The organism is Laceyella sediminis (assembly GCF_003003125.1).
In the GTDB taxonomy this organism is placed as follows: domain Bacteria; phylum Bacillota; class Bacilli; order Thermoactinomycetales; family Thermoactinomycetaceae; genus Laceyella; species Laceyella tengchongensis.
In genome coordinates, this window is sequence record NZ_PVTZ01000017.1 from 48,797 (window position 1) to 58,806 (window position 10,010).

Below are 10,010 nucleotides of genomic sequence, written 5' to 3' on the forward strand. Positions count from 1 at the left end.
GGTTGCGTCCAGAACAGCCCGTCAACCGGGGAAACGGCGAAAAATCTTGCTTTGATGAGCGCCTCGCCGCATGCACGCTTACCAAGCGTCTAGTAAAGGCTCAATTTGGTACCGATCTGCTTTTTGACTGCCTCATGATAAATTTGTTCTGCGCAGGCGATATCCTCAATGGCCATCCCCATCGGATTGAGCAGGATGATCTCATCGTCGCTCTCCCGTCCGGGCTTTCTCCCCACCACGATTTCACCCAATTCTGCATGCAATTGTTCACGAGAGAAGCGCCCTTCCAACACGAGCTGATTGATCACTTTTTTCTCTCGGTTGCTTTGCTCCCAATCGTCCACAACCACTTTGTCCGCTTGCAAATAAACTTCTTTATGCACATCCATGATGGAGACGTTGCTGATAAACGCCCCTTTTTGAATCCAAGCAAACGGAATGTAAGGCTTGTCCGCCACGGTGCAAGTGATCACCACTTCCCCTTGCTTGACTGCCGCTTCCACCGTGTCGCAACATTTGACTTCCACTTCCGGTGCTTTCTGCCGAATCGCCTCGGACAATTTCACCGCGGCCTCTGGGAATACATCATAAAGATGGATGGTTTTGATTTGGGGGAACTGTTCGATCATCGAGAACAATTGCATTTTTGCGATGACGCCGCATCCAATGCTCGTCACATGGGTAAAGCCTGGCTTGGCCAAATGTTTGGAAGCAACAACTGTCACGGCCGCCGTTCTCATCCCGCTAATCAGGCTTCCCTCCATCACGGCGATGGGGTAGTTGGTTTCGGGATCATTGAGGATCACCAACGCACTGGCCCGTTCCAAGCCGCGTTTTTTGGGGTTGTCGTGCTTGCTTCCAACCCACTTCAACCCGGAGATACCCGGATTTCCGATGTGCGCCGGCATGGCGATGATACGGTCAGCGATATGACCGTCAGCACCCTGTGAGCGAAGATATGGCTTTAGCGGTTGCACGAAGTTCTTTTCCGCATGCAGGGTGAGAGCCCGTTCAATCGCCTCTACATACAGATTGGAATGGTCTCCGCCCAGCTCTACAATGTCTCGCTTGGACAGATACAGCAGTTCAGGATGTTGCGCATGTGTCATGTTGAAACACCTCTTATGTTTTATTGGTTTAAGTGGTTGGCAAACGGTCAACCCAGTCCTCGTCGTACACCATGTCCAGATACCGGTCTCCCCGGTCGGGCAAAATCGTGCAGATGCGGTATGGTTTGGGCACAGTGGGAATCAGCTTCTTAATCGCGGCGATCACTGAGCCAGAAGATCCCCCTGCAAAAATACCTTCATGGTACAACAAGTCCCGGCACCCCTCGACCGACTCCCGGTCATTGACATGGATCACATCGTCAATTTCTTCCCTGACCAGTATCTCAGGAACGCGGCTGGAGCCGATACCCGGTAACTCGCGGCGCTTCGGCGGCGTACCGAAGATGACAGAACCAACTGCATCCACGGCGATCACTTTGACATCGGGATACGTTTCTCTCAGCCGTCTAGCGCACCCCAAGATGCTACCGCTCGTGCTCACCGCCGCAATCAGGCAGTCCGGCGCTTGAGGCAGCTGTTCCGCCATCTCGCTTCCCGTTCCATAATAATGGGCCTGCCAATTCCGTTCATTGGCATACTGATTCATCCATACCGCATTCGGAATACTATGTAACAACTCTTGCACGCGACGGATTCGCGTCTTGAGATAACCGCCCTGATCATCAGCTTCTGTCACCATCTCGATCTTGGCGCCCAACTGACTTAAGATTTTGAGATTGCTTGGCGCCGTTTTGGGATCGACGACACAAGTGAATGGCAAACCGTACACGCGAGCCACCATCGCGATCGCCACACCTAGATTGCCAGAACTGCTTTCGATAATGTGCGAATCGGCGGTGATGGTGCCGTCGCGCAACCCTTGTTCAATCATGAAGCGGGCGGGACGGTCTTTCATGCTTCCTCCCGGATTCATGTATTCCAGTTTGGCAAATACCTCCACACTGGTTCCCGCAAAGAGCCGCCGCAAACTAACCAACGGCGTATTCCCCACGCACTCGATGATTGACGAAGGGAGAGCCTTGTTCTCATCCTGTTTATGGATGGAGACGGGCATGTGTCTCACCCTTTCTGAGATGATAATGATTTTCAATAACAATACTAAATGATAATCATTATCAGGTCAATCCATTTTGTAAGAATTAATCGCATTATTTTATATTCCTGGCAACGACCCAGTTGGCGCCGCTTTCCTCCGCTTCCCTACATACGACCGGCGCCCGTATATGCATCGGACGCCGGTTGTTATACCGCGCTTACTCCTCTATCAGTTCGGCCACCCCATTCACATTGAGGTAGACCTCTTGCGCAAAATCTTTCCGTACCTGCCGCATCAAGTCCAGCAAGCCCGGAATTTGAGTGAGCGAGCGGAGCGCCACGGTGAATTTTTCATTTTCATCTTGGTAAAGACGGTTCTCTCCACCGCCATATTGGTTAAAACCGATGACCTTCTGAACAAAAGTCTGCGCAATCTGCGGCATAAGCCGCTCTTTTTTGTTGTTAAGCGTGAAGTAGGAGAACAAGCGACCATATCGAAGTTGTAATATAGCATGTATGCGATAAATTGTATGACTAATTATGGCGCAAGTGAGGTATACTATGAATAAGGAGTATCAGATCAAGTTTCATTACGTCGAACATCCAGACGGTTCGGTGCCGACCGTTCAACTGATTCGGGACATCGTCCATTTAGGGAAAGAAGACCCCTTGTTTGCTCGGTTAGCCAGACATTTCCGGTATGCGCTATCCACGATCGAACTACGCGGGGTGCCCGATTGGAACATCCAAAACTTTTCCTATGAGTGGACGATCCCAACAAAGAATGGTTGGACGGTTCGAGTGGATCCCTTAGTCAAACGCTTGAACCATGCGTACCCACTCTATGAACTCAGAATCAATGAGTGGCGGCACCGAGGACAGGAAATCCTTATCCAACACATTTATTTCGTGAATGGCATGATTAAACGAGAAAAGTCACCGGCGCGATTCGAGGAGCTGATCGCAGAAGCGTTACAAATATATGAGTCATTTAAAACCAATTGGAGTAAGGGGGAATAAGCATGAAAGTCAGTGACATGAAACATGAAGACCTGATGCGGGAACTGGATGAAGTACCTGGCGTGAAAGAGTTCATGGAGAGTTTCCCTGTATTAATAGCCCACCAAATCATAGCCCGCCGCATCGACTTAGGCTGGACACAAGAAGAATTGGCCAAACAGGTGAAGATAGTAACAGGTGATTCCATGCCGCAATCTACCATCTCCAGAGTAGAAGGAGCATCTCCTGGTATCAAAGCGGAAACGTATGAAAAAATCTTACGTACCTTGGGGATGAAAAAACTGATGATCGAGTTTGAAGATTGCCCGGATGCAGCCCAAAATGAAATTCATATCCGGTCTGGCTCATTTGCATAGCGCGCATACGACTTTTTTTGTATGTAAAAAACGGCCTTGATGTAGGCCGTTTTGTCTTCTATTATCAATCCTTTAACCCCAACTTTTTTAACAACAATTCATGTTCATTAGGGTATCTGGCTTTTATAAATTCGATTAACAATTCATCCTACCGATGACGGGCACAATCCTCAGAGCAGGTACGCCCCATCATCGTCGCTTCTATATCCGGAAAAGAGGTAAACCTATAATATCCGGCTTCTTCTTTACTGGACACCTTTTTATTGCACCAGTCACATTTAAATGACCATTCTTCTTTTCGATCTAAGCCAAATTCCGTGTAGTAGTAAACAAGCGAACCGTGCCGATTATAACGGTTACTAAAATCGAATCCGTCATATGAGAAATCTAGAACTAAATTATGCTGACTAATGATCTCGTCTACATCGTCCAGTTCATAGAACTCAAGTAATTTCTGAATGATCTCTAGTGCCTGCTCTTTTCCGATAATGTAGCGTCGATCAGTCATGAAAACGTCTGAACCCTTTATCTCAATAAAAATGGGCCTCTCTGGTTGCTTCCACTTCTGCGACAAATAATCACCCCCATTTGATTTTATTAGAAACATACGTCAATATCACGTGACAATTAGGAAAATAGAATCAAGGTATGCGCTACATGCAACTTTGCACTAGTTCGTTTATGTGCGTCCAAAAATGGTTAAATCTCATGTCAGTCAGATAGTTGACATAAAAGAAGAGACTTCTATGAGTCTCTTTGTTTTGCATATGTAACTGAATGATTGCTTAAGATATTGTATTTTTCAATCAGAATTGGATCGAATGCTCATTTCCTTGGAAGGGCTTTTAGATATGATGTTGAACAGGAGGAATATGGAAATACCCTCTGAAAGGATGAGAAAAGTGACAATACACCTAGACGAAATGAATCTGCTCAGTCCTCCATTCCGTAACGATTTAACAAGGATCACGAACAGCCTAACGAAAAGGCGTATTATTTGGAACTGGCCCAAAGACAAAAAGCGCCTTCAACGTCAGCTGTACAAACATGATGTATGCACTGATAAAGAGTTTATGATCCATCTAGCCTCTTATTTCAATGAAATCAAGCCCCTTCTTCTACAATCCTATCAAGAAGAATACCCAGGTGAACATCCAACTCCATCCCAACTAATCAACTGGATGAGGGATTGCATGATTGTCTCCAAGCTTCTTGGAAGAAAAAAAGAACTGAAGACATGGATTGAAATCATCGATATGTGTGAATGGCTACAAGAAGATAAATTAATGAAAATTTAAAAAAGGTTGGGGTTGATCATTGGCTCTCGAAAACATAGCCCGTCTGGTAAAACTTGTGGATTGTACCATATAGTGGTGGGACGATTGACAAATGGCCTGTATCTGATCGCCCCATGTAAAAGTGACAAAAGAAACCTCATCCGATCTTAAAAGAAGCAACATTTCCTATGAGCTAATAAAAGTAAAAGAACCGTCGCAAAGACCGTTCTTTTACTTTTGTTTTCTTCGATTGTTCCCAGGCACCACTGTCCCGAATAGCTGGCTTGCTCAGCTGATCGGCACCAAGTGCCACGTCAACGGCTCTGTTGACAGATGAACCCATTTCCTGTGTGAATGGGGTGGTTGGAGCCAATTCCAATATCCCAAGCAGCCTGAAATGACGTACAGATTGTCCCCTTTCTGCTCAAAGTGCCAAACCGTTGACTCCCGTTCCTTGTCAAGAACCAACCAACGCTTCAATCCCCTGACCCAAGTCACCGACTCTTCCTTGTCCAACATTAGCGCTTGGATGCGATATCTGGTATCATCAAACCGATGAAGCCTGATCGGCGTCCCCCCAACGGATCAGACGCGTAATTCAGCAACACCGCTTGCTCCCAGCCAGACATTCTTTCAAAAGTCAACGGCCTTTGGCCATTGTTTCCAGGGACCAATTTATACATTTTGCTTGTGTCAATCCCATTCGACGACCCATTCATTTGTTTGTTCTCCACTAATTGCAATGACATTGGTCAACTCACCTCAAATTCCGTTAATACAGATAAGTTCTTCATCATCTCAATATATCATCCATCTTTTTCCATTAATTTGTTACCAATTTATTTCATTTCTGGTTTGTGACACGATCTGGATCAGGGCTTAGAACGAAAAAAGTATTGGACACTCGTGACAAACGCTTTCATATCAGCTAGGCGCATGTCGATACTAATAACGGAAGTCTGTGCAGCAAACAAATTTACATTTCAAATAAAAATACATGTTTTAACTCCAGCAAACATACGATTCGCAACGTCATGTAAGTCAATGGCAATGAAATCAGCCTTTCCCCTTTTATTCATCTCAACGTTAGGAGTATAATATTTACAAATAGTATGATAAAATTTGAAAGGAGGGAGGGATGTGACGATTCGAGCCAAACATCGGAAACGGTATAAGCTCGTCCCGTGCGCGATGGCCCCCGATGGGCAAATCATCTCGCCCGAAGAAGCGGTGCGCGGCAACCTGTACCGGTGCCCCGAATGCAAAAAAGCATTGAGCCTGCGCTTTAGCAAATTGCAAAACCCCTATTTCGCGCACACGAACAAAATCAAGTGCAAACTGGAGCATTCGTCAGTCGTCCTGGCCAAACATGTTCTCCATTTGGTGTTGACCCGTTGGATGAAGGGAAGCGGTGATCCTGTAGAAGTGCAACCCTTCTGCGAAAAACGTTACGAACTCCCACGGGAAGAGATCCATCAAATCAAACTGAATCACGGCATTCGCATCCACCCCAAACGGACGCTCCACTCCCATCTCTCCCTGCTTGATCAGCACGGTTATCCCATCTTGCACATCGAAATCCGGGATAAGCCCAGAACCCGGCACATCAAACATCCCTCTTGGCTGGAAGTCTCCGCGGAAGAAGTCTTATCTAATCCCTACCTACTTTCATCACTCAACCCATATACGAACTTTTCAACATCCATTCCAACCCAATTGAACTTATTTGATTTCGCTCCGCCCTATCCTTCATTGCCTAGCCACCACTAAACACGACTTTGCCTTTCTATTAGAGGAGTGCCGTGTCATCGGCTCATTATTTTGATCGATTCTGGTGAAGGAGGTGATGCAGCAAGCAGGTGAACCTACGAGTGATTTCGCAAGTCATCGGCAAATGGAACATCCTTTTCCCAATGGGCAATCGTTGTCGCGTGCGCATAACACGGTTAGGAGGGCTTGCTTGGAAGAAATCAGCAAACGAACCAATGCATCACTAGGGTGTGTCTGATGAATAGGTCAGCGGCTCCAAAACCATTTTCTCATTCGCTTCACTTGTGCATCGGCGCTCCTCGAGAAAAGGTTTTTCCGCCGCTTCTTCCCCACCAACTTGATTTTCCAGACACGCCCTAGACAAAAAGAAAATACATGCAAAAACATCGATGAAAAAAACATGGCTTCATACCATAACGAATGGGGAGATTTTCATGAATAGAAAAATGAAATCATTTGCAATCACAACAGCGGCAACCATCATTTTCTCTGTTGGCATGTGTCACACCGATGTTGCCTTGGCATCCGCAAGCAAAACAAGCATCGAACGGCAAACGCAAGCCCTTAATCAAGTAGAAGTAAGTGCTTATTACGAATCGATCTGGATTGCTGGTGGCAAGCTTCTCCGTTTTACTGGCAATCCAGACAGCCGGATTGACGGCACGCTTTATTTGATTGACAACCCTGACCTTCCACAACAGCCAGGCGGCAAATATATCGCTGTTCAGTTTTATGACAAAACCGGCAAGCTGGCGTACGAATTCAGACATGATGTGACCGACATCCCCGACACCGGGAAAGAGCGGTATGTCCACTATTACGAAAAAGTGAAAGGCAACTACAAAGTGAAGGTTGTCGCGCACAACTTGGGCTTTGACGGTGTGCTCGCCCATTAAGTTCCGCTACACTGAAACAGCAGAAATAAAAAACCCTTAAAAGCATTCAATCCCTTGCTTTTAAGGGTTTTATTATGCCCGCAGCTACATTGGGCGCTTGCTCTGCCGCGGATTAACTTATTTTCTGCTGATGCTTTTCAACGATCTGCACCAATTTCGTATAAAAAGCCTGACATGGGCAAAGCCTGCTATTATGCGCTCTGGTCGCACTAAGATAAAGGATGGGGGATGGCATGCGAACCCGCGTTGTTAACTTGGAAGGAAGACTCTGCACTAGGGTGTGCCTGGCAAATCAAGTTGGTGGGGAAGAAGCGGCGGAAAAACCTTTTCTCGAGGAGCGCCGATGCACAAGTGAAGCGAATGAGAAAATGGTTTTGGAGCCGCTGGCCTATTCATCAGACACGCCCTAATCGAAGAACTCAGCCAAATCGGTATTCTGATGACAGTGGTCTTGGTCGGCCTAAAAACCAGCATCGGCAAAGGGAACCGGGAGTCGCGATGAACTCATTTTGACCGCCGCAACCCCCTAGCAGTCGGCACAGGGATGATGAAATCGGCACTTTGGCGCGGATCGTTTATCTCCAGCGGCAAGACGGGTGCCAAGGGTTTTCACGACAGAAGCGACGACGGTCACGGCGGCAAGACGGATGCCAGGGGTTTTGGCGGCAGAACCAGCTTTGGTATTGATCGATGTTGGCTTCCTCTTCCAACATCGCTTCTAACTCTTCCCATTCACCCATCTCTTCGTCATTCAGCATATCTGGATAGAAATCCAACAAATCCATGTTTTATCCCTCACTTTTTGTCATTGTGTAATTGTCATGAAAAATATATGTGGCACTTTCCTATTCCTCTCTGGGTGAATCAACCATTTACTCTATATTCAGGCCGATGCCCTACCGAACCCACATGTTCCGGAAACATTCACAGACCTCGTCCGATTCACCCGCATCCATTGCATATGATGAGATTGGAACACGTTCATGATCAAAGGAAGTGGCAACCCAACATGGAATATGAAACGCTTTATGAAACTTACAAACCCTTGCTGATCTCAGTCGCTTACCGGATGGTCGGCACGCTCGCGGACGCCGAAGATTTGGTTCATGATGTGTTTGTGAACATCCAGCGCAACGATGTCGGACTGATCCGCCATCCGCAGGCTTATCTCATCAAGTTGATCACCAACCGCTGTTTGAACTTCTTAACATCCGCGCGCCAAAAAAGGGAGACCTATGTAGGGCCATGGTTGCCTGAACCCCTGCAAAGCCCAGGCGACCACACAGACCCGGCGACGGAAGTGATCCAGCAGGAAACCATGGCCTACGGCTTGCTGGTGATGATGGAGCGGCTCTCGCCCGTAGAACGAGCCGTGTTCGTGTTACGGGAAGCGCTTGGTTATACTCATGCCGAAATCGCCCGTGTCTTGGGCAAATCAGAAGCCAATTGCCGCAAAATATACAGCCGCGCTAAAACCAAATTGCAAACGTCCTCCGGCCTCCCCTCTTGCAAATCGGCTCAGGCCGAGGCACTGGCACAAGCATTTCAGCAAGCGGTTCATACCGGAAAGTTTGACCGTTTTATCGACTTGTTGACCGAACATGCCGTCTTGTTGTCTGATGGTGGCGGAAAAGTCCGCGCCGCCATTCAACCGATCATCGGCCGCGAACGTATCCGTGCCTTCTTGGAAGGCATCACCAGAAAAGGGGCTTTCAATGGCGTTCTATACCAAGTGACCCTGAATGGGCAACCCGGGCTGTTGTTGATTAAAAACGGACAACAGGCTGTCAGCATGGCTATCAGCTTCGCCCCGCATGAGAACAGGACGCAAGCGACGCACCTCTTTCTCGTCAACAATCCCGATAAATTGCAACACCTCAGCCATCCCGCGAAACCGCCCCGGGAATGAACAAAAATAATTGCCGCCGCAATGTCACATTTCCCCGTTGTCCGTTGTCTATTACTATGCAGTACCCAATCCAAGGACAAACGGAGGAGATACGATGAAAACGCGAATGAATTACCGCCAAGCCAACCCCGGTGCGTTGGCGACGATGTTTCAGCTAGAGAAGTTCATCAATAGCTCAGGGCTCGAAAAAACATTGATTGAACTCATCAAGCTCCGCGTTTCGCAATTGAACGGCTGCGCGTATTGTGTGGCCATGCATGCCAAGGACTTGCGCAAATTGGGGGTGGAGGAAGAGCGCATTGACCTGCTCCCGGTATGGCGCGAGGCCCCCGTGTACACAGAAGCAGAACGGGCGGCACTGGCCTTGGCAGAAGCGGTCACGCACATCTCCGAGGCTGGAGTACCTGATGATCTGTATGAACAAGTTCGAGTCCACTACGACGAGACGCAGTTCGTAACACTCATCATGGTGATTAACACCATCAACAGCTGGAATCGCATCGCCATCTCTACCGGCATGTTTCCCGGATGTGATCGAGATTGGTAAAAAAGAGCGGGATGGGGTACCACACCCCATCCCGCGAGGCTGCTGACAAACTGCCTTGAAAGGCAGGGTCAGCAGCCTTTTTTGTCGAATCAATAAAAAACACTCTATAAGGAGTTTTTTCTATGTTTAG

At 47.6% G+C, this 10,010-nt stretch carries 15 protein-coding genes; 8 read left to right on the plus strand and 7 right to left on the minus strand.

Annotated features, from left to right (window positions below):
* Positions 1-89: 89 nt before the first annotated feature.
* From sbnB to CLV36_RS15520, 3 genes are all read right to left on the minus strand, one after another.
* Positions 90-1,109, minus strand: coding sequence for a 2,3-diaminopropionate biosynthesis protein SbnB (sbnB, locus tag CLV36_RS15510; RefSeq protein WP_106343272.1), 1,020 nt, complete (start codon positions 1,107-1,109; stop codon positions 90-92).
* A 28-nt stretch (positions 1,110-1,137) separates the two neighbouring features.
* Positions 1,138-2,124 (minus strand): 2,3-diaminopropionate biosynthesis protein SbnA, encoded by a 987-nt coding sequence (gene sbnA / locus CLV36_RS15515; RefSeq protein ID WP_106343273.1) that lies wholly within the window; start codon positions 2,122-2,124, stop codon positions 1,138-1,140.
* Between the two features lie 199 nt (positions 2,125-2,323).
* Positions 2,324-2,548 carry a hypothetical protein gene (locus tag CLV36_RS15520; protein ID WP_102991750.1) on the minus strand — a complete coding sequence of 75 codons (225 nt, stop codon included), beginning with the start codon at positions 2,546-2,548 and terminating at the stop codon, positions 2,324-2,326.
* Between the two features lie 118 nt (positions 2,549-2,666).
* Between CLV36_RS15520 and CLV36_RS15525 the strand changes: the two genes are divergently transcribed.
* Positions 2,667-3,125 (plus strand): hypothetical protein, encoded by a 459-nt coding sequence (locus CLV36_RS15525; RefSeq protein ID WP_106343274.1) that lies wholly within the window; start codon positions 2,667-2,669, stop codon positions 3,123-3,125.
* Between the two features lie 2 nt (positions 3,126-3,127).
* A complete protein-coding gene (locus tag CLV36_RS15530) occupies positions 3,128-3,481 on the plus strand; it encodes a helix-turn-helix domain-containing protein (protein WP_102991748.1) in 354 nt (117 codons plus the stop codon).
* A 148-nt stretch (positions 3,482-3,629) separates the two neighbouring features.
* On the opposite strand, the gene CLV36_RS15535 is transcribed toward CLV36_RS15530, so the two are convergent.
* A complete protein-coding gene (locus CLV36_RS15535; protein ID WP_106343275.1) occupies positions 3,630-4,055 on the minus strand; it encodes a hypothetical protein in 426 nt (141 codons plus the stop codon).
* Positions 4,056-4,383: 328 nt separating this feature from the next.
* Between CLV36_RS15535 and CLV36_RS15540 the strand changes: the two genes are divergently transcribed.
* Positions 4,384-4,779 carry a hypothetical protein gene (locus CLV36_RS15540; RefSeq protein ID WP_146130657.1) on the plus strand — a complete coding sequence of 132 codons (396 nt, stop codon included), beginning with the start codon at positions 4,384-4,386 and terminating at the stop codon, positions 4,777-4,779.
* 267 nt (positions 4,780-5,046) lie between these two features.
* Here the strand turns inward: CLV36_RS15540 and CLV36_RS17035 are convergent, their stop codons facing one another.
* On the minus strand, positions 5,047-5,256 hold the full coding sequence (locus CLV36_RS17035) for a hypothetical protein (protein WP_146130658.1): 210 nt from the start codon (positions 5,254-5,256) through the stop codon (positions 5,047-5,049).
* A gap of 20 nt (positions 5,257-5,276) precedes the next feature.
* Entirely contained in the window at positions 5,277-5,507 is a 231-nt protein-coding gene (locus tag CLV36_RS15545; protein ID WP_106343277.1) for a hypothetical protein, read from the minus strand.
* A 391-nt stretch (positions 5,508-5,898) separates the two neighbouring features.
* Here CLV36_RS15545 and CLV36_RS15550 point away from each other — a divergent pair, with 391 nt between their 5' ends.
* From CLV36_RS15550 to CLV36_RS17470, 3 genes are all read left to right on the plus strand, one after another.
* Positions 5,899-6,528: a competence protein CoiA family protein gene (locus tag CLV36_RS15550; protein WP_106343278.1), complete on the plus strand. Its 630-nt coding sequence runs from the start codon at positions 5,899-5,901 to the stop codon at positions 6,526-6,528.
* Between the two features lie 434 nt (positions 6,529-6,962).
* Complete coding sequence (locus CLV36_RS15555; protein ID WP_106343279.1) at positions 6,963-7,424, plus strand: hypothetical protein; 462 nt, start codon at positions 6,963-6,965, stop codon at positions 7,422-7,424.
* A 233-nt stretch (positions 7,425-7,657) separates the two neighbouring features.
* On the plus strand, positions 7,658-7,834 hold the full coding sequence (locus CLV36_RS17470) for a hypothetical protein (protein WP_181353105.1): 177 nt from the start codon (positions 7,658-7,660) through the stop codon (positions 7,832-7,834).
* 165 nt (positions 7,835-7,999) lie between these two features.
* Here CLV36_RS17470 and CLV36_RS15560 read toward each other — a convergent pair whose 3' ends face one another.
* Complete coding sequence (locus CLV36_RS15560) at positions 8,000-8,209, minus strand: hypothetical protein (RefSeq protein ID WP_106343280.1); 210 nt, start codon at positions 8,207-8,209, stop codon at positions 8,000-8,002.
* A gap of 224 nt (positions 8,210-8,433) precedes the next feature.
* Here CLV36_RS15560 and sigJ point away from each other — a divergent pair, with 224 nt between their 5' ends.
* Both sigJ and CLV36_RS15570 read left to right on the plus strand, forming a co-directional pair.
* Complete coding sequence (gene sigJ, locus CLV36_RS15565; RefSeq protein ID WP_106343281.1) at positions 8,434-9,333, plus strand: RNA polymerase sigma factor SigJ; 900 nt, start codon at positions 8,434-8,436, stop codon at positions 9,331-9,333.
* A 94-nt stretch (positions 9,334-9,427) separates the two neighbouring features.
* A complete protein-coding gene (locus tag CLV36_RS15570) occupies positions 9,428-9,880 on the plus strand; it encodes a carboxymuconolactone decarboxylase family protein (protein WP_106343282.1) in 453 nt (150 codons plus the stop codon).
* Positions 9,881-10,010 lie beyond the last annotated feature (130 nt).